Raw genomic sequence first — 19,088 nt, forward strand, 5'->3', positions numbered from 1 at the left:
CCCCTCCTGCAACGCGGGTGACCGGCGCAGAGTTCCCGGAAACCCGATATACCGGACAGCCGGAATTCATGCGACAAGGCCGTCGCGCGGCGGCATGATCGAGGCCGTGCGCGACCTGACCGCCCTGCCCAAGGCCCATCTGCACGTCCACCTCGAAAGCACGATCCGGCCCGGCACCCGGCGAGAGCTCGCCGAAGCCAACGGGGTACCGCTGCCGGCCACCCAGCCGGAGTTCGACGGGTTCCGCTCGTTCGCCGACCACAACAGCCGCACCCGCGCGTGCCTTCGCCGGCCCGAGGACTTCACGAGGATCGCGCGGGAATTCTGTGCCGACGAAGCGGCGCAGGGAACCCGCTACGCGGAGGTCACCTTCACCGCCGCGTCGCACGGGGAACGGCTGGGCGAACCGGACATGCCGCTCGCAGCTGTCTGCAAAGGACTGGCCGAGGGCGGGGCCGAACACGGGCTGGTGTGGCGGCTGCTGCTCGATCACTCCCGGCGCCGGCCGGTGGCGCGGGCCAGGCGGACGCTCGAACTCGCCGCCGCGCATCCGGAGGTCGCCGGGATCGGGCTGGCCGGCGAGGAACGGCATCCGCTCAGCCCGTTCGCCGAGGTCCTTGCCCACGCCCGAGAACTCGGTCTGCACCTGGTCCACCACGCAGGCGAGGAAGCCGGACCGGACAGCATCCGCGAGGCGCTCGGCATCGGCCACGCGGAGCGGCTGGGCCACGGGATCCGCATCCTCGACGATCCGGAGCTGACCGCCGAGGTCGCCGAGCGGGGTGTCGCACTGGAGGTGTGCCCGTCGTCGAACGTCACGCTCGGGCTCGTGCCCACGCTGCCGGAGCACCCGCTCCCCCGGCTCGTCGAGGCCGGGCTGACCGTCACGCTCAACACCGACGTCCCCGACGTCACCGGCAGCACCCTCACCGGCGAATTCCGCCGCGCCAGGGAGGTCTTCGGGTTCGACGACACCGCGCTGGCCCGGATGGCCGCCGACGCGGTCACCGCCTCGTTCGCCCCCGAGGCGGTGAAAACCGCGCTGCACGGGGAAATCCGCGAATGGCTCAGACCGGAAGCAGGCGGGTGACGAGCGCGCCGAGCTGGTGCGCGGTACGGCATTCGTGCATCGGCACGAGTTCGGCGTAGGCCGTCGCCGCGGAATCACCGGTGGCCCACAACGATTTCTGCTCCGGGTTGAGCCAGTGGACGTGCCGCGCGCGATCGCGGATCGCGCGGATCGCGTCGAGGTTGGGGTCTCCCCCGTTGGTCCGCGCGTCGCCGAGGATGAGTACCGACGTCCGCGGTCCGACGGCGTCGAGCCAGCCTTCGGTGAACTGGCGCAGCGCACCGCCGTAGTCGCTGTGACCGTCCCAGCGGATCACCGCCGCCTCGCTCAGCATCCGCGCGCCGAGCTGTTCCGGGTCGGCGGCACCGGTGTCGATGAGGTGGGTGACCTCATCCGTGCTGTCCACGAAGGCGAACACCCGGACCTTGCCGAACTGGTCCCGCAGTGCCTGCACGAGCAGCATGGTGAAGTTCGCGAACCCCGCCACCGAACCGGAAAGATCGCACAGCAGCACGATTTCCGGCCGTCCGGGCCGCCGGTGCCGGTAGGCCGGGCGCAGCGGGACCCCGCCGGTGGACAGCGAACGGCGCAGCGTGCGCCGCAGGTCGACCTGCCCGCGCGTGGTGCGCTTGCGGCGGGCCGCCAGCCGGGTGGCGAGCTTGCGGGACAACGGCTGGATCGTGCGGCGCAGCTCGGCGAGCTGGGCCCGGCTGGCCACCAGGAAGTCCACCCGGTCGGCGGCGGGCGCGATGGCGTGCCGCGCGATCCGTTCCCTGCCCCGCACCTCGGCGGCCCGGCGGCGGGCCTCGGTCCGCACCTGCCCCCGGAAGTCCTCGACCCGGCGGCGTACCTCGTCGCGGGCCAGCCGGTCGGTGAATTCTCCGTCGCCGAAACCACCCGCGCGCATCGCTTCGAGCACGCGCACGATCAAGGTCTGCGGCTGCACCCGGTCCAGCGTCTGGTGCGCGGAGAAGCCGCCACCGGCACCGTTCGGCGATCCGTACTGGCCGAGCAGCTCCACGGCGAGCCCGGCCAGCTGTGCGAGCGCCCGGTCGTCGCCCTCGGCCAACGCGGTGGCCAGCGCGTCCCGCAGCTGGTCCCGGTCCCGCGGCGGATCGCCACGGGCCAGCTCGGGCACGCCGACGCCTGCCGGGAAGTAGACGTCGAACACCTCGTCGAACACCGCGCGCTGCCCGCCCCGGCGCACGAGCGCCGCGGCGAGACCTTCCCGCACCAGCTCGCGGTCGTCGAAACCCAGCACCTCCAGCGCGGCCGCGGCGTCCACTGTCTCGCTCGGCCCCGCCGGGATGCCCTGTGCCCGCAGCGCGCGCACGAATTCCGTGAGCCGCCCGGTGAAGGTCACGACGCGTCCAGCACCCGGTCGAGATCCAGGCCGGCACCGGCCTTCACGATGTCGTCCTGGTGCTTGAGCAGCACGCCGAGACTCTCCCGCAGCACGTGCTCGCCGAGCTCGCCGGCACCCAGTTCGAGCAGCGTGCGCGCCCAGTCGACGGTTTCCGCGACGGACGGCAGCTTCCGCAGGTCCATCGCCCGCAGCGCGGCCACGACCCGGACCACGGAATCGGCCAGCCCCGCCTCGATACCGGGCACCTTCAGCCGCACGATGGCTCGTTCCAGCTCCTCGTCGGGGAACCCGATGTGCAGGAACAGGCACCGCCGCCGCAGCGCCTCGGACAGCTCGCGGGTGGCGTTGGAGGTGAGCACCACGAACGGTTCGCGGGTGGCGGTGATGGTGCCCAGCTCGGGCACCGTGACCTGGAAGTCGCCGAGCACCTCCAGCAGCAGGCCCTCGACCTCCACGTCGGCCTTGTCGGTCTCGTCGACCAGCAGCACGGTCGGCTCGGTGCCGGAGATCGCGGTCAGCAACGGGCGGCGCAGCAGGAACTCCTCGCCGAAGATGTCGGTGCGCGCCTCCTCCCACGTCTCTTCCCGGCCCGCGGTGATCCGCAGCAGCTGCTTCGCGTGGTTCCACTCGTAAAGCGCGCGGGCCTCGTCGATGCCCTCGTAGCACTGCAGCCGCACCAGCCGCGAGCCGCTGACCTGGGCGACGGCCTTGGCCAGCTCGGTCTTGCCGACCCCGGCCGGCCCCTCGACCAGCAGCGGCTTGCCCAGCCGGTCGGCGAGGAACACGGTGGTCGCCACCGCCGTCGACGCGAGGTAGCCGGCCTCGGCCAGCTTCGCCGACACATCCTCGACCGACGAGAAGAACCCGGTGCCCATCCGACCTCCCTAAGCAAACGCTTACCCGCACTGTACTGGTCCGGCCGGGACGGTGGATAGGATCGCCGGGTGACCTACGTTGCGGCGGACACCCGGTACGACTCCATGACCTACCGCCGGTGCGGGCGCAGCGGGCTGAAACTGCCCGCGCTCTCGCTCGGCCTCTGGCACAACTTCGGGCACGACCGCCCGCTGACGGTCCAGCGCGAGATCACCCGGCGGGCATTCGACCTCGGCATCACGCACTTCGACCTGGCGAACAACTACGGCCCGCCCTACGGCTCCGCCGAGGAGAACTTCGGCAGGCTGCTCGCCACCGACTTCCGGGCATACCGCGACGAGCTGGTGATCTCCACCAAGGCCGGCTACGACATGTGGCCCGGTCCGTACGGCGAATGGGGTTCGCGGAAGTACCTGCTGGCCAGCCTCGACCAGTCGCTGGGCCGGATGGGCCTGGACTACGTCGACATCTTCTACTCACACCGGTTCGACCCGGAGACGCCGCTGGAGGAGACCGTCGGCGCGCTGGACCGCGCGGTCCGCTCGGGCAAGGCGCTCTACGTCGGCATTTCGTCCTACAACTCGGAACGGACCACGCAAGCCGCGCGGCTGCTGCGCGAACTCGGCACGCCGCTGCTGATCCACCAGCCGTCGTACTCGATGTTCAACCGCTGGACCGAATCCGACGGGCTGCTCGACACGCTGGCCGACGCGGGTGCCGGCTGCATTGCCTTCTCCCCGCTCGCCCAAGGCCTGCTGACCGACCGGTACCTGACCGGTGTACCCGCGGATTCCCGTGCCGCACAAGGAAAATCACTCGATCCGGACTCGCTCACCGAGGACCGGCTGGCGAAGATCCGGGCACTGCACGAGATCGCCCGCGGCCGGGGCCAGACCCTGGCCCAGCTCGCGCTCGCCTGGGCCCTGCGGGACCCGCGGATGACGTCGCTGGTGATCGGCGCCAGCAGCGTCGGGCAACTGGAGGACAACGTGGCCGCACTGGACAACCTGGCCTTCACCGCCGACGAACTGACCGACATCGACCGGCACGCCACGGAATCCGGCATCAACATCTGGAAACGCTCCACGGACGCCTGAACCACCCGGCCCACCGGGTTGCTGGGATCCCAGGGACGGCTGGACCCGGCGGGGCCGTTGAGCGCGGCCGGGCCACTCGGCTCGGCCACCGCAATCACTCAGTCAGCCGCCGCAACCGCTCGGTTCAACCATCGCCGCCCGGCTCAACCACTGCTGGGCACAGCCGCCGGACTCAACCGCAGCCGGGCTCAGCCGCTCGACTCAACCACTGCCGGGCACAGCCGCCGGACTCAACCGCAGCCGGGCTCAGCCGCTCGACTCAACCACTGCCGGGCCCAGCCGCTCGACTCAACCGCAGCCGGGCACAGCCGCTCGGGTCAACCGGCTGAGCCGCCCGATTCAGCCGCGGGCGGCGCGGATTTCGCCGACCGCCCAGTCCGCCCAATCCTGTTCCATGGCCGCGTAGCGCTTGCCCCACTCCAGTACGAGCCGGCCGAACAGTGCCGCGTCGCTGTCGTCCCAGTCGACCTCCTCGTCGATCGAGGCGAGGTGCCGGTTCAGCTCTTCGGCGCTCTCGCCCTGCCGGCGCACGTACTCCCGCGCCTGCACCGGGCTGACCTCTCCCAGGAAGTACACCCGCAGCAGCGTCTCGCTGCGCCGGACCGGCCGCGGAGCGGGGTCGAGCAGCCACGCGCGCAGTTCCGCCCGGCCCTCGTCGGTGATCGCGTACTCCTTGCGACCCCGCGGGCCTTCCTCGGCGACCTTGATCATCCCGGCCTTTTCCAGCTTCCCGAGTTCACCGTAGAGCTGGCTCTGCGTGGCCGACCACACGTTCGCCATCGCCGTCTCGAAGCGTTTCAGCAGGTCGTAACCGCTACCAGGGGCGTCTGCCAGCATCCCGAGCACCGCGTGTCGCAAACTCATGCCCTCATCTTACCTTCCACTATTGACATGTCCAACACGAACCCTCTAGCTTCGACATGTCAACATAGGAACGTCAAAGGAACCGGCGATGAACTACCTCAAGAGCTTTCTTCCGTGGATCGGCTTCGCGATCGTGTCCACGCAGGCGGACTGGCGCTGGTCGGGACTCGTCGGGCTGGTACTCGCCGGCGGCCTGCTGGCGACGTCGCGGCGGCAGGGCCGGGGCTGGGACTCCCTGGTCATCGAGCTGTCCGCGCTGATCTTCTTCGCGGTACTCACCGTCTTCTCGTTCAGCGTCCCGGATTCGCCGCTGCGGGACTACGTGGGCGCGCTTTCCGACCTGTGGCTCGCGGTGACCGCGTGGGGTTCGATCGGGCTGCGCCGTCCGTTCACCCTCGGGATCGCGAAAACCACCACGCCGCGGGAGCTCTGGCAGACCCCGGCGTTCCGGCGGGTCAACCTCGTCATCACCACGGTCTGGGCGGCGAGCTTCACCGTGGCGGGCGTGGCGGGTTCGTTCCTGCTCGGTTACGCCCCGCACGCCACCGTCGCGCTGATCGTGCTGAAGGTCCTCGGCTTCGCCGTCCCCGTCGCCTTCACCATCCGCTACGTCACCCTCGTCCGGGCCCGCGCCCAGAAAGCAGCGTGAACCGTGACCACCACCGACTTCCACCTCACCGGCCACTACGCCCCGGTGCACGACGAACTGACCGCCTACGACCTGCCGGTCACCGGCACGCTGCCGCCGGAACTGACCGGCTGGTACCTGCGCAACGGCCCGAACCCCCGCCAGGACAACAGCCACTGGTTCACCGGCGACGGCATGGTGCACGGCGTCCGGCTCGAACACGGCCGCGCCGCCTGGTACCGCAACCGCTGGGTGCGCACGGAAAGCTTCGACCGGCCGGACCGCCTGCTGTATCACGAGGACGGCTCGCGGAACCTGCGGGCCAGCGTCGCCAACACCCACGTCGTCAACCACGCCGGGCGCACGCTCGCGCTGGTGGAATCGTCACTGCCGTACGAGATCAGCCGCGAACTGGACACCGTGGGCGTCTACGACTTCGACGGCGCACTCGCCGATTCGATGACCGCGCACCCGAAGATCTGCCCGGAGACCGGCGAACTGCACTTCTTCGGCTACGGCAGCATCACCGCGCCGCACGTGAGCTACTACCGCGCAGACGCGAGCGGGAAACTCGTAGTACGGCAACCGATCGACGTACCCGGGCTGACCATGATGCACGATTTCGCGCTCACCCGGGCGAACGTGGTGTTCTTCGACCTGCCCGTGGTGTTCGACCGCACGATGGCCGACGAGGGCATGCCCTACCGCTGGAGCGACAGCTACGGCGCCCGGCTCGGCCTGCTGCGCCGCGACGACCCGGCGGCCGGGGTGCGCTGGCTGAGCGTGGACCCGTGCTACGTCTTCCACACGCTCAACGCGCACGACACCCCGGACGGCCGGATCGTGCTGCACGTGGTGCGCTACGACCACATGTTCCGCCCCGGCCGGCCGACCCCGGACGGACAGCTCTGGCGCTGGACGATCGATCCGGCCGCGGGCACCGTGACCGAGGACCGGCTGGACGAGCGCTCCGGCGAGTTCCCGCGGATCGACGACCGGCTGGCCGGGCTCGACGCCCGTTTCGGGCACCTCACCGGATCCGCCGATGCGGCCGGGCGAATCGCCCTGCGCAGGCACGACCTGCACACCGGCGCTACCACCGAGCACCGGTTCGCCCGCGGCCAGGTGCCGGGAGAGGCGGCGTTCGTGCCTGCCGACGGCACCCCCGGTGGCGCGGGCTGGCTGCTCAGCTACGTCTACGACGCCGCCGAGGACCGCAGCGACCTGGTGGTGCTCGACGCACAGGACGTGGCCGCGGCACCGGTCGCCACCGTGCACCTGCCCGCCAGGGTGCCCGCCGGGTTCCACGGGAACTGGCTCCCCGAGGGCTGAGCACTCCCGCGCGGCGCCTGCCGATCGTGCGCGGGAGTCCGTATCGTCGGGGAAACACCGTCGTGGCCACCACCTGAGCGGTGAAAGGAAGGTTTCCTGCCGAAGCGGCGGTGAAGCCGGATACCGTGGCCGGACGGATTTCGGCGGGGAAAGGAAGCGCAGCAGGTGGCGGGGACTCCGCCGGTCGGCACGCCGGCCGGGATGCGCAGGATCAACCAGCGGGCGGTGCTCGACCTGCTGCGCCGCGGCGGGCCGGCGACCCGGCCCCAGGTGGCCAAGGACACCGGATTGTCGAAGCCGACGGTCAGCCAGGCGCTGCTGGCGCTGGAGGCGGCCGGGCTCGCGCGGGCGACCGGGCACACCTCGACCGGCACCGGCCGTTCCGCGGTGCTCTACGAGGCGGACCCGACCGCGGGCCACGTGCTCGGTATCGACATCGGCCGGGAACACCTGCGGGTCGCGGTCGCGGATCTCGGCGGCACCACGGTGGCCCGCCGCGACGTGCGCAACACCGCCCGTTCGGGCAGCGCGCTGGTCTCCTCGGTCGGCAGGCTGGCCACCGAACTGGTGGCCGAGGCGGGACTCACCGCAGAGGACGTCGTGGTGCGCGTGCTCGGCTCCCCCGGCGTGGCCGATCCGGAGAAACGCTGCTTCCGGCACGCACCGAACCTGCCCGGCTGGGGACGTGCCGGTCTGCTCGACGACCTGGAGCAGGTGCTCGGACCGGATCTGGTGGTGGAGAACGACGCGAACCTCACCGCGGTCGGCGAATGGGAAAGCGGCGCGGCGCGCGGGGCGTCCGTGGCCGGCTGCATCATCATCGGCACCGGGGTCGGCATGGGCCTGATGGTCGAGGGCCGGGTGTTCCGCGGTGCGACCGGCGCGGCCGGCGAGATCGGCTACCTGCCCTACGGCCGTACCCGGGCCGCCGACGAACCCGTCGAACCACCCGCCCGCGGTCACCTCGAGGAGGCCACCGCGGCCCAGTCGGTGGTCCGCGGTGCCAGGGAACTGGGCCTCGGCACGGCGAAATCGGCCCGCGAGGTGTTCCGGCTCGCCCGCGAGGGGGACGAGCTGGCCCGGCGCGTGGTGGCCGCGGAGGCCGACCGGCTCGCCTACACGGTCGCCTCGGTCGCGGCCGTGCTCGACCCCGAACTGATCGTGCTCGGCGGCGGTGTCGGCACCGCGGCCGACCTGCTGCTGGAGCCGATCGAACGGGCACTGCACTCGTTCACCCCGCTCGCGGCGTCCGTGGTGCAGGGGGAACTCGGCGACGACGGAGTGCTGACCGGCGCGATCAGCGTCGGCCTGCGCGCGGCGGAACGGCTGGTGTTCGAACGGCGGGTCGGCGCCGCCTGAGGGCCGCCGGTTCCCCGAGCGGCCCTCGTGCTTCCGGGGCAGGCCTCGTGCTTCCGGCGAGCGGGTCTCCTGGTTCCGGGTGAGCAGCGCGCCCGGTTCCGGCGAGCGGCACCCGGTTCCTGCGCGCCGCGGTGGTCGCGCCGCGGCGGGGGTGTCATCATCGCGACTGTGCACATCGAGCCCGGCCGCCGGCCGATCGACCCCGACCGGGTGGCCGCCGCGGCCACCGGTCTCGGCGACCGCGCGGTGATCGACGAATGGGCCGAGCGGTTCGCCGTGGTGGCCGACCCGTCCCGGCTCGCGCTGCTCGTGTCGATCCACTACGCGCCGGGCATCAGCGTCACCGACCTCGCGGCCGTCACCGGGATGACGGACACCGCAGTGTCGCAGGCACTGCGGCTGCTGCGTGCACACGGCCTGGTCACCGCACAGCGCGACGGCCGGATCGTGCGCTACCGGCTGGCCGACGAGACGGTGCACGAGCTCATCCATCGAGTGCGCCCGCACGCGTCGGACCCGCCGCCGGAGCCGGTGGACCGGTAGGTTGCAGGCATGATCGGACTGCCCGAGACCATCACCGCCTGTCTGTTCGACCTGGACGGTGTGCTGACCGGGACGGCCGTGCTCCACCGCGAGGCGTGGAAACGGACGTTCGACGAGTTCCTGCGCAACCGGGACGGCGAGGATTTCCAGGAGTTCACCGACCACGACTACGCGGCCTATGTGGACGGCCGCCCGCGCGCGGACGGTGTGCGCGAGTTCCTGCGTTCGCGCAACATCGAACTGCCCGAGGGGACCCCGGACGACGCCGTGGACGCGACGACCGTCAACGGCGTCGGCAACCGCAAGAACGAACTGGTGCTGAAGATCATCGACGAACGCGGCGTGCGCCCGTACGCCGGCTCGATCCGTTACCTGGAGGAAGCGGAGCGGGCCGGGCTGAAGATCGCAGTGGTCACCTCGTCGGCCAACGGCGCGAAGGTGCTCGACGCCGCGGATCTGACGCGGTTCGTACAGGCGCGCGTCGACGGTCTGGTGATCCGCCGGGACGGCCTGCGCGGCAAACCGGCCCCGGATTCGTTCCTCGCCGGTGCGAAGGCACTGGGCGTGCCGCCGGAGCAGGCGGCGGTGTTCGAGGACGCGCAATCCGGTGTGCAAGCAGGCAAAGCCGGCGGATTCGGCTATGTCGTGGGGGTCAACCGCGCGGATCAGGCCGAGGAACTGCGGGCACACGGCGCCGACGTGGTCGTCGACGACCTCGCCGACCTGCTGGGGGGAAAGCAGTGACCGAGACGGAATTCGGCTACGAGTGCTCGCCGTGGGAGCTGCGGTGGCGCGGCCTCGACGTGGATGCGTTGCAGCGCACCGAATCGGCGTTCGCGGTGTCCAACGGCCACATCGGACTGCGCGGTACGCTCGAGGAGGGCGAGCCGCGCGGGCTGCCCGGCACCTACCTCAACGGGTTCTACGAGCAGCACGAACTGCCCTACGCCGAAGGCGGCTACGGGTATCCGGAAGAAGGCCAGACGGTCGTCAACGTGACCGACGGCAAGATCATCCGGCTGCTCGTCGAGGACGAGCCGCTGGACATGCGTTACGGCACGGCGACCGCGCACGACCGGGTGCTCGACTTCCGCAGCGGCACCCTGCGGCGGGTCACCGAATGGTCCTCCCCCACCGGACGGCGGGTACGGGTGAGCACCGAGCGGCTGGTGTCGTTCACCCAGCGCGCGGTCGCCGCGATCCGCTACGACGTGGAGCCGCTCGACGAGGACCTGCAGCTCGTGGTGCAGTCCGACCTGCTGGCCAACGAACCGATCGAGTCCGACACCCGTGACCCCCGGGTCGCCGCCGCACTCGATGCCCCGCTGGTGAGCGAGTTCTGCCACGCCGCGGACCACCGGGCCGTGCTGGTGCACCAGACCCGCACGTCCGGACTGCGGGTCGCCGCGGCGATGGACCACAAGATCGAGGTGGACAACGGGCTGCGCACCGACGTGCAGGCCGAAGGCGACCTCGCCCGGCTCACCGCCGCGGTCGACGTGCGCAGGGGCGGGCGGCTGCGGATCACCAAGTTCCTGGCCTACGGCTGGTCCGCGCAGCGGTCCGTGCCCGCGCTGCGCGCGCAGGTGGATGCCGCGCTGGCGGGCGGGCGGCAGACCGGATGGGACGGCCTCGTCGCCGAGCAACGACAGTTCCTGGACGATTTCTGGGCCACCTCGGACATCGAGATCGACGGGGACCCGGAGCTGCAGCAGGCCGTGCGGTTCGCGCTGTTCCACTTGCTGCAGGCGGGTGCCCGCGGTGAGACCCGCGCGGTCGCGGGCAAGGGACTCACCGGGCCGGGCTACGACGGGCACGCGTTCTGGGACACCGAGACGTTCGTGCTGCCGGTGCTGACCTACACCATGCCGGACGCGGCCCGTGACGCGCTCCGCTGGCGGCACTCCACAATGGACAAGGCGAAGGCACGCGCGGAGCAGCTCGGGTTGCGCGGCGCGGCGTTCCCGTGGCGTTCCATCAACGGCGCGGAATGTTCGGCGTACTGGCCGGCGGGCACCGCGGCGTTCCATGTGAGCGCGGACATCGCGGATGCGGTGCGCCGGTACGTGAACGCCAGTGGGGACACCGCATTCGAACGCGACTGCGGTACCGAACTGCTGCTGGAGACGGCCCGGCTGTGGGCCTCGCTCGGGCACTTCGACCACCACGGGCACTTCCGCATCGACGGTGTGACCGGGCCGGACGAGTACTCCGCGGTGGCCGACAACAACGTCTACACCAATCTGATGGCCCGGCGGAACCTGGTCACCGCGGCCGAAACCTGCGAACGGCATCCGGACGTCGCCGCACAGTTCGGCGTGGACACCGCGGAACTGGACTCGTGGCGCGCCGCGGCGGACGCGATGGCGCTGCCGTACGACCAGGAACTCGGTGTGCATCCGCAGTCGGAGGGATTCCTGCAGCACGACGAGTGGGATTTCGCGGGCACCGCCGAGGAGTTCTACCCGCTGCTGCTGAACTACCCGTACTTCGACCTGTACCGCAAGCAGGTGGTCAAGCAGGCGGATCTGGTGCTGGCACTGCATCTGTGCGGGGATTCGTTCAGCCCGGAGGAGAAGGCCCGCGATTTCGCCTACTACGAAGCGCGGACGGTGCGGGATTCGTCGTTGTCGGCCGGTACGCAGGCGGTGATGGCGGCCGAGGTCGGGCACCTGCAGCTGGCGTACGACTACCTCGCCGAGGCGGCGCTGACCGACCTGCACGACGTGCACAACAACGTGCGCAACGGCCTGCACATGGCGTCGCTGGCAGGTGCCTGGCAGGGCGCGGTGGCCGGGTTCGGCGGCCTGCGCGACCACGGCGGCGAGCTGGCGTTCGCCCCGCGCCTGCCCGAGGAACTGGGCAGGCTGACCTTCCGGCTCACCTTCCGCGGCACCCGTTTCCAGGTCTCGATCGCCCACACCACGGCGACCTACCAGGTCCTCGACGGCCCCGACCTCCCCCTGATCCACCACGGCGAACGCTTCACGGTGACCGCCCAACCCCGGCACCTGCCGATCCCGCCACCCGACGCAGGCCCGGCCCCCACCCAACCCCCCGGCCGCGCCCCCGCCCGCCGAGACGCGTCGAAGGTACGACAGTTCATCGCGGATGCCTGACCGTGCCTTCGGGTCCTCCCCACCTGGGACCGCCCCAGGGCACGGTCGTCAGGGAGTAGTGCTGCCCCGGGCCGGTTTGACTTCCCGGGCCGGGGATCCAGCACCGGGCGCCGAGACTGGGCCCGGGTTCACGACCAGGGCCGGGGGTTGCGGCCGGGGTCAAGGGGCAGGGGGCCAGGGCCGGAGTCATGACCTGGGGCCATGGCCTAGCCCCGCACCCAGATCGCACGGCTACAGTTCCCTGCCCGGCCCGGAAGGTCTTTGCCGGATCATCGCCACGGTTCGCTGCCCGAGATCGGTTGCCGGGCAGCGCTGCCGGATCCGCCGCTGCCTCGTGTCGTGACGGTGGGCGCTGTGCCCGGCTTCGGCGCAGCGGATCTGCGTGGCGTAGTGGCAGCACGGCCGCGGGTGTAGCGGGCCGGTCGCTGCGGGCCGGACGTCGCGGCTCGTTCGCGAGGGCCGAGCGGGCAGCCGGGTCGCGAAAGGGCGCCTGGTGGGTAATCGGGTCGCGGACGGTCGGGTGAGTAACCGGGGGGCCGGAGCGGCTGCCGGGTCGCGAAAGGGACGGGTGGATAGCCGGGTCGTGGGGGTCGCGTCGTGCGGCCGCGGTAGCCGGGTCGCGCGGCCGTGGGGGTCAGGGCGCGCGGTCGCGGTAGCCGGGTCGCGCGGCCGTGGCGGTCAGGTCGTGCGGGCAGGTGCGGCGGGGGCGGTGGGATGCCGCGGCTGGTGTTGTTCGGTGCTGGGTTACGGGTGTGTGTCGGTGGCTCCGGGGGGTGGCTCGACCTCTTCGGTGCGGGCCGGGGTGAGGTCCGGGCCGGGGGCGGTCGCCACTTCGCCCGGGAGGTCGTCCGGGGTCGGGAGCGCCGGGGGCTCGCCTGGGACTCTGGTGCGGTGGCGCGGCGGCGGGGCGTCGTCGTCCTCGTCGTCGTGGTCTCGGGGGAACAGGTCACTGCGCGCAGTCATGGTTCCGGCATACCTCGTTTTCCGTGGCCGCACCAGCGGGTTCACGCGGCCGGACGGGAACCCTGCTTTTCTGCCGCACCGTCCGTGCGGCGGTCGAGCAGGGTGAGCAGCAGGCCGTCCCTGGTCGACCACGGGCAGATGGCCATCGGGCCGCCCGAGACGGTCAGCAGCGCCTCGGCGACCACGGCGCCGCCCAGGGCCTGCTGGGCTCGCCGCCGGGAGATGCCGGGCAGTTTCGCCCGGCGGGACGCGGGCATCGCGGTCAGCCGCGGGATCCACGCGCGCAGGTCGTCCGGGTACAGCTCACGGGTCTTGCCGGGGCGATCGCCGGCGAGGCGGGCCAGCTGCCGCAGCACCTTCGAGCAGCCGACCACCCGATGCTGAGTCAGTTCGGCGGTGACGTCGCCCAGCGCGTCGCTCACCTGCTCCAGCACGTGTTTCCGCAACGCGCGGACCTGCTTGTCGCGCACCGGCGGCTCGGCGGGCAGCCAATCGCGCGTCACCGAGCGTGCACCGAGCGGCAGCGAACGGGCGAATGTCGCGCACTCACCCGCGCCCGCGGACAGCTCGACCGTGCCACCGCCGATGTCCAGCGCCAGCAGCGGGCCGGCGGAGGCACCGAACCACCGGCGCGCGGCCACGTAGGTCAGCTCCGCCTCGCGCCGTCCGGACAGGAACCGCAGCTTCACGCCGGTGTCGCGGGCAACCCGGCGGACCACCTCGCGCGCGTTCGCCGCGTCCCGGACCGACGACGTGGCCAGCGGGAACACCTCGGTGACACCGTGCGCACGCGCCACCTCCAGCCCGGCGGCAACCGCCGCGGAAATCGCCGAAATCCCGTCCGGGGACAACCGGCACTCCTCGTCGAGCGAACGGTCGAGGCGCAACCGCGTCTGGTGGGTCAGCGCGGGTGCCAGCGGCGACCCACCGGGTTCGAGCACGACAAGCCGCGCGCTGAACGAACCGACGTCCAGCACTCCCACCGCGGGCCCCGCGATCCTGCGCACAGTCCGGCCTACCTCACTTCCGCCACCATCCCGGGTTCCCCGGACCACCGTTCCTACACCCACCGGCACCCCGCGCGCGGCGGATTTACGGCTATTCGACGGTGGCGGCGTTCCCCGGGACCCGGCTACCCGATGATCTCCCGCAGCTTCGAGACGGCCGCGACGCGGTCCGCACGCCCTGGCAGCAGCGGGTTCACCACCAGGGTGGTCACCCCGGCCTCGGCGAACGCGGCCACCCGCTCCTTCACGAAGCTCGCAGGGCCGACCAGTGAAATCGCCCGCAGCAACTCCTCCGGCACGGCCGCGGCGGCCTCGTCCTTCTTGCCGTCGAGGTAGAGGTCCTGGATCTGCTTCGCCTCGGCTTCATAGCCGTAGCGGACCGCGAGGGTGTTGTAGAAGTTCTTGCCCCGTGCGCCCATCCCGCCGATGTACAGCGCGAGCATCGGGCGCATCTGGTCCAGCAGATGGTCCACGTCCTCGCCGATGGCCAGCGCCGGACCGGCGAAGACGTCCAGTTCGCCCAGCGCCGGGTCGCGTTTGGCCCTGCCCTCGGCGAGCGCGTCGCCCCAGACGTCGGCGGCCCGTTCCGGGTGGAAGAAGATCGGCTCCCAGCCCTCGGCCAGCTCCGCGGTGAGCGCAACGTTCTTCGGGCCGAGCGCGGCCAGCAGGACCGGGATCCGCTCGCGCACCGGATGGTTGATCAGCTTGAGTGGTTTGCCCAGTCCGGTGCCCTGGTCGGCGGGCAGCGGGATGGTGTAGTGCCTGCCCTCGTGCACGACGCGTTCCCGGCGCCACACCTGGCGGCAGATCTCGATGATCTCGCGGGTGCGGGCCAGCGGCGCGTCGTACTTCACGCCGTGGAATCCCTCGATCACCTGCGGGCCGGACGCACCGAGGCCGAGCGTGAACCGCCCGTTCGACACGAAGTCCAGTCCGGCCGCGGTCATCGCGGTGAGGCTCGGCGTACGGGTGTAGATCTGGAAGATGCCCGAGGCGAGCTGGACCCGTTCGGTCTTCGCCGCCAGATAGCCGAGCTGGCTCACCGCGTCGAAGCTGTAGGCCTCCGGCACGAACGCGATGTCGAGCCCGGCCTTTTCCAGCTCGACGACGTCCGCGACGCTCTCGGCGAACCCGCCCGAGTAGCTGATGCCCGTCCCGATCCTCATCGATCCCTCATTCCGTACCGGTCCGCTCTGACTGAGCGCACGCTTATTATGGCCTGCCCGTCGCCGACATGCTGCGATGCAGGTCACACCCCGGGTACCGCTGATCGCCGGCCCGCTGCGCGTACCGGAGCACCGGCCCGAGGCCGCACACCGGATCAGGTTCCCGTGCCACGCGTGGCAATCCACTCGCCGACCAGTGTGTCCAAAGCAGACAACGGCAGACCGCCGTGACTGAGCACCACGTCGTGGAATCCACGCAGATCGAACCGATCGCCGAGCGCGCGCTCCGCCTCGGCCCGTACCCGCTGGATCTCCAGCCGCCCGACCAGGTAACCGAGCGCCTGCCCCGGATTGGCCACGTAGCGGTCGATCTCCGCCTCGATCTCCAGCCTCGCCATCGGCGTGTGCGCCACCAGGTACTCCACCGCCTGCTGCCGGCTCCAGCCCAGCGCGTGCAGACCGGTGTCCACCACCAGGCGGCCCGCCCGCATCGACTCCATGGTGAGCATGCCCAGCCGCGCGACATCGCCGGAGTACAGCCCCATTTCGTCGGCCAGCCGCTCGGTGTACAGACCCCAGCCCTCGGCATACGCGGTGAACATCACCACTCGGCGCAGCAACGGCAAATCGGTCAGTTCTTGTGCGAACGACAGCTGGAAGTGGTGGCCCGGCACGGCTTCGTGGAACGCGATCGCCTCACTCGTGTACCGCGGGCGTGAACTCGCCTCGTGGGTGTTGGCGTAGTACGTGCCAGGGCGCGAACCGTCGAGCGTGGCAGGCAGGTAGTAGGCGATGGTACCGCTCGCGGCGTCCGCCTCGGGCACCGGCGCCACCACGCACCGAGCTGCCGGGGTCCGCGAAAACCATTGCGGAGCAACGGATTCCGCCCGCTCGACAGCAGCACGGGCGGCGTCGAGCAGCTCCTCGCCGTCGCGCCAGCGCAGTGCCGGGTCGCTGCGCAGGTGCTCGAAGATCTCCGGCAGCTCACGCGTGCCGAACACCCGCTCACCGAGCTCCCGGTATTCCCCGAGCTGGCCTTCGATCACCGCGAGCCCGGTTTCGTGCAGTTCCTCGGCGGTGCGCTCGGTGGTCGTCTCGGCGCGGATCAGGCCCTGGTACCGCTCCGCACCGCCGGGCAGGTGCCCGATCCCGGGCTCGGTGCCGGGTTTCGCGACCGGCAGCAGCTCCTCGGCGAGGAAGTCCCGGTAGCGCCGGTAGGCCGGTCGGACGACCTCGGCCAGCAGCCGGTCGCGTTCCCCGGCGAAGCCTGCCACCTCGACCTTCGGGGTGACCAGGAACGGATCACCGGAGGCCGCGGCGAGGTACCGCTCCACGTACCCGATCCCGATGCGCACCAGGAAATCCGGCGGTACGAGGCCCTCGGCCGCGGCGGCCCGCTGTGCCTCGATCACGGCGTCGAGGTAGCCGCCGATCGCGGCCAGCCTGCTCAGGTAGCCGCGGGCTTTGTCCTCGTCGTCGGGCACCAGCGGAGGCAGGTCCATGAGCAGGTTCAGCGCGGGCGAACTGAACCCGTCGCTCACCGCGAACCCGGCCAGCCGCGAGTCGATCCTCTCGATCACCCCGCGGGTATGCGCGAGGATCACCTCCCGGGTGACGACCTCCGAACGGTCCAGCCCGGCGGGATCGATCGCCTCGGCACGCCGCGCTAGCGCGTCGTAGGCGCCGCGGTGGCGCTGTGCCGCGGCGAGGCTCGGATCCGGCAGCTTGCTGTGGTCGCCGGGCACCCCGTAGATCGTGCGTTCCAGCGGATTCCGCTCGAAATCGAGTTCCACCAGCTCGTCGGCCAGCCCGTTGACGGTGTCGCCGTGCCCGGCCACCCACTCCGCGACGACCGTGTCCAGCACCGACAGCGGCAGCGACCCACCGGAGAGCACAGCGTCGTGGAAGCCCCGGATGTCGAACCGGCTGCCGAGCCGGGCCTGCGCGGCCGTCCGGATGCGCTGGATCTCCAGCCGCCCCACCAGGTAGGCCAGTGCCTGCCCCGGATACCCGAGGTAACGGTCGACCTCGGCCTCGATCTCCACGAGCGCCATCGGCGTGTGCTCGACCAGGTACTCCACCGCCTGCTGCCGGCTCCAGCCCAGCGCGTGCAGACCGGTGTCCACCACCAGACGGCCCGCCCGCATCGACTCCAACGTGAGCATGCCCAGCCGCGCGACATCGCCGGAGTACAGGCCCATCTCCTCGGCCAGCCGCTCGGCGTACAGACCCCAGCCCTCGGCATACGCGGTGAAATCGTTGACGCGGCGCAGCAGCGGCAGATCCGTCAGGTCCAGTGCGGCGCTCAACTGGAAGTGGTGCCCGGGAATCGCCTCGTGGAACGCGGTGGCCTCCGCGGTGTGCCGGAACCGCTCGGTGGCCTGGTGGGTGTTCGCGAAGTAGGTGCCCGGCCGGGACCCGTCCGCGGCGGGCCGCAGGTAGTACGCCGGGGGCGCACCGGGAGCAGCGTCCTCCGGGACCGCCTCGACGGTCCACGGATGCTGCGGGATGTGCCCGAACCACTTCGGCGCCTCCTCCGCGGCACGCGTGATGGCGGCACGCGCGGTGTCCAGCAGCTCCTCGGCACTCGTCCAGCGCAGCTTCGGATCGGTGCGCAGCCGGTCGAAGATCTCCGGAAGCTCCCGGGTGCCGAACACCCGCTCGCCGAGCTCCCGGTACTGCCCGAGCTGGCCCTCGATCACCGCAAGCCCGGTCTCGTGCAGCTCTTGCGGAGTGCGTGCGCTGGTGGTGTGCATGCGCACCAACCGGGCATAGATCTCGTCACCACCGGGCAGCCAGGACACCCCCGCGCGGTCGTCCGGCCGCCCGTGCGGCAGTACCTCGGCCTCGAGGACATCGCGGTACTCGCGGAACCCCGGGTGCACCACCTCGCGCAGCAGCTGCGCACGGCGCGCGGCGAACTCCTCGTCCGGCGGCGGCTGACGCAGCAGCGGATCACTCGCCGGCTCCGCCAGGTAACGGTCCAGGTGCGCGATCGCGCCCCGCACCAGCCGCTCGATCGGCAGCCGACCGGCCGCGATGCCGTCGCGGTGCCGCTGGGCGAACGCCCGCAGGTACTCCGGGATCGCGGCGAGCCTGCCCAGGTGCGCCTCCGCGGACGCACCCGGGGAGACCGCGATCATCGGCAGCACGGTGAGCAGGCTCGCGGCCGGGGCGACGAAGAAATCGCTCACGGTGAACTCGGCGAATCGGCTGTCGAGCTGGTCCAGCCGTCCTTCGATCGAACTGATCAGCACCTCTCGGGTGACCCGGTCGGCCGCGCCGAGCCCCTCCGGGCCTGCCGCGTCCGCCCGCTCCCGCACCGCGACGAGCCGCTCGCGGTGCGCGGCCTCGGCAGCTGCGCCCGGATCACCGAGCCCCGGCGCATCCGGCCGCACACCGGTGACCGCGGCGGAGAGGGGCTCGAAGTCGAACAGCTCGCCGACGAACTCGTCGGCGAGGGCGGAGACGTCGGTCATGGGCTGCGGGCTCCTGGGGTGGTTCCGGTGGCGCGACCGGAGCGGCGGCCCGATCGGCACCGCGTCCGGCGGGCGGCGGTGCCCTGCCGACCCTAATGCAGCCCCGGCGCGGCCCGCCCGGATCCGGTACGAGAGTCCCGTTCACGTGCGGCGAACAGCAGTCCGGCTCGCCGGGCGGGCGGAACACGTCCGGCGAGCCGCGAGCCGGTAGCGTTGCCGG

General features: G+C 71.5%; 15 protein-coding genes. 8 read left to right on the forward strand and 7 right to left on the reverse strand.

The features are described 5' to 3' along the window. Positions 1 to 106: 106 nt before the first annotated feature. Entirely contained in the window at positions 107 to 1,090 is a 984-nt protein-coding gene (add, locus tag ABD793_RS29345; RefSeq protein ID WP_344865807.1) for an adenosine deaminase, read from the forward strand. On the opposite strand, the gene ABD793_RS29350 is transcribed toward add, so the two are convergent. Beyond that, positions 1,068 to 2,432 (reverse strand): vWA domain-containing protein, encoded by a 1,365-nt coding sequence (locus ABD793_RS29350; RefSeq protein ID WP_344865809.1) that lies wholly within the window; start codon positions 2,430 to 2,432, stop codon positions 1,068 to 1,070. The two genes, add and ABD793_RS29350, sit on opposite strands and share 23 nt — an antisense overlap. After that, on the reverse strand, positions 2,429 to 3,310 hold the full coding sequence (locus tag ABD793_RS29355) for an AAA family ATPase (RefSeq protein ID WP_344865811.1): 882 nt from the start codon (positions 3,308 to 3,310) through the stop codon (positions 2,429 to 2,431). Before ABD793_RS29355 ends, ABD793_RS29350 begins: the two co-directional genes overlap by 4 nt. Positions 3,311 to 3,379: 69 nt before the next feature. Between ABD793_RS29355 and mgrA the strand changes: the two genes are divergently transcribed. Next, entirely contained in the window at positions 3,380 to 4,408 is a 1,029-nt protein-coding gene (mgrA, locus tag ABD793_RS29360; RefSeq protein WP_344865813.1) for an L-glyceraldehyde 3-phosphate reductase, read from the forward strand. A gap of 339 nt (positions 4,409 to 4,747) precedes the next feature. On the opposite strand, the gene ABD793_RS29365 is transcribed toward mgrA, so the two are convergent. Continuing rightward, a complete protein-coding gene (locus ABD793_RS29365) occupies positions 4,748 to 5,272 on the reverse strand; it encodes a PadR family transcriptional regulator (RefSeq protein WP_344865815.1) in 525 nt (174 codons plus the stop codon). An 88-nt stretch (positions 5,273 to 5,360) separates the two neighbouring features. On the opposite strand from ABD793_RS29365, the gene ABD793_RS29370 reads away from it, so the two are divergent. The 6 genes from ABD793_RS29370 (at position 5,361) to ABD793_RS29395 (ending at position 12,253) form a co-directional block, all read left to right on the forward strand. Further along, positions 5,361 to 5,921: a hypothetical protein gene (locus tag ABD793_RS29370; RefSeq protein ID WP_344865817.1), complete on the forward strand. Its 561-nt coding sequence runs from the start codon at positions 5,361 to 5,363 to the stop codon at positions 5,919 to 5,921. Positions 5,922 to 5,924: 3 nt separating this feature from the next. Then, positions 5,925 to 7,232 (forward strand): carotenoid oxygenase family protein, encoded by a 1,308-nt coding sequence (locus ABD793_RS29375; RefSeq protein WP_344865818.1) that lies wholly within the window; start codon positions 5,925 to 5,927, stop codon positions 7,230 to 7,232. Positions 7,233 to 7,433: 201 nt separating this feature from the next. Beyond that, on the forward strand, positions 7,434 to 8,591 hold the full coding sequence (locus ABD793_RS29380; protein WP_344866157.1) for an ROK family transcriptional regulator: 1,158 nt from the start codon (positions 7,434 to 7,436) through the stop codon (positions 8,589 to 8,591). Between the two features lie 174 nt (positions 8,592 to 8,765). Then, a complete protein-coding gene (locus ABD793_RS29385; RefSeq protein ID WP_344866159.1) occupies positions 8,766 to 9,134 on the forward strand; it encodes an ArsR/SmtB family transcription factor in 369 nt (122 codons plus the stop codon). Between the two features lie 9 nt (positions 9,135 to 9,143). Continuing rightward, a complete protein-coding gene (locus ABD793_RS29390) occupies positions 9,144 to 9,878 on the forward strand; it encodes an HAD family hydrolase (protein ID WP_344865820.1) in 735 nt (244 codons plus the stop codon). Then, positions 9,875 to 12,253: a glycoside hydrolase family 65 protein gene (locus tag ABD793_RS29395; RefSeq protein ID WP_344865822.1), complete on the forward strand. Its 2,379-nt coding sequence runs from the start codon at positions 9,875 to 9,877 to the stop codon at positions 12,251 to 12,253. The genes ABD793_RS29390 and ABD793_RS29395 overlap by 4 nt, the downstream gene beginning before the upstream one ends. Before the next feature lie 744 nt (positions 12,254 to 12,997). On the opposite strand, the gene ABD793_RS29400 is transcribed toward ABD793_RS29395, so the two are convergent. From ABD793_RS29400 to ABD793_RS29415, 4 genes are all read right to left on the reverse strand, one after another. Beyond that, positions 12,998 to 13,216 carry a hypothetical protein gene (locus tag ABD793_RS29400; RefSeq protein ID WP_344865824.1) on the reverse strand — a complete coding sequence of 73 codons (219 nt, stop codon included), beginning with the start codon at positions 13,214 to 13,216 and terminating at the stop codon, positions 12,998 to 13,000. 41 nt (positions 13,217 to 13,257) lie between these two features. Beyond that, positions 13,258 to 14,223 (reverse strand): Ppx/GppA phosphatase family protein, encoded by a 966-nt coding sequence (locus tag ABD793_RS29405; RefSeq protein ID WP_344865826.1) that lies wholly within the window; start codon positions 14,221 to 14,223, stop codon positions 13,258 to 13,260. A 125-nt stretch (positions 14,224 to 14,348) separates the two neighbouring features. Further along, positions 14,349 to 15,389: an LLM class F420-dependent oxidoreductase gene (locus ABD793_RS29410; protein ID WP_344865828.1), complete on the reverse strand. Its 1,041-nt coding sequence runs from the start codon at positions 15,387 to 15,389 to the stop codon at positions 14,349 to 14,351. Positions 15,390 to 15,544: 155 nt separating this feature from the next. After that, complete coding sequence (locus tag ABD793_RS29415) at positions 15,545 to 18,868, reverse strand: DUF885 domain-containing protein (protein ID WP_344865830.1); 3,324 nt, start codon at positions 18,866 to 18,868, stop codon at positions 15,545 to 15,547. Positions 18,869 to 19,088: the final 220 nt, after the last annotated feature.

The sequence above is a fragment of the Amycolatopsis ultiminotia genome (genome assembly GCF_039536925.1).
Lineage (GTDB): Bacteria > Actinomycetota > Actinomycetes > Mycobacteriales > Pseudonocardiaceae > Amycolatopsis > Amycolatopsis ultiminotia.

Excerpts from the sequence above, each read along its gene's own strand:
- ABD793_RS29410 (WP_344865828.1), bottom strand. The coding sequence starts at position 15,389 with ATGAGGATCGGGACGGGCATCAGCTACTCGGGCGGGTTCGCCGAGAGC.
- ABD793_RS29400 (WP_344865824.1), bottom strand. The coding sequence starts at position 13,216 with ATGACTGCGCGCAGTGACCTGTTCCCCCGAGACCACGACGACGAGGAC.
- ABD793_RS29380 (WP_344866157.1), top strand. The coding sequence starts at position 7,434 with ATGCGCAGGATCAACCAGCGGGCGGTGCTCGACCTGCTGCGCCGCGGC.
- ABD793_RS29390 (WP_344865820.1), top strand. The coding sequence starts at position 9,144 with ATGATCGGACTGCCCGAGACCATCACCGCCTGTCTGTTCGACCTGGAC.
- ABD793_RS29355 (WP_344865811.1), bottom strand. The coding sequence starts at position 3,310 with ATGGGCACCGGGTTCTTCTCGTCGGTCGAGGATGTGTCGGCGAAGCTG.
- ABD793_RS29415 (WP_344865830.1), bottom strand. The coding sequence starts at position 18,868 with ATGACCGACGTCTCCGCCCTCGCCGACGAGTTCGTCGGCGAGCTGTTC.
- ABD793_RS29370 (WP_344865817.1), top strand. The coding sequence starts at position 5,361 with ATGAACTACCTCAAGAGCTTTCTTCCGTGGATCGGCTTCGCGATCGTG.
- ABD793_RS29365 (WP_344865815.1), bottom strand. The coding sequence starts at position 5,272 with ATGAGTTTGCGACACGCGGTGCTCGGGATGCTGGCAGACGCCCCTGGT.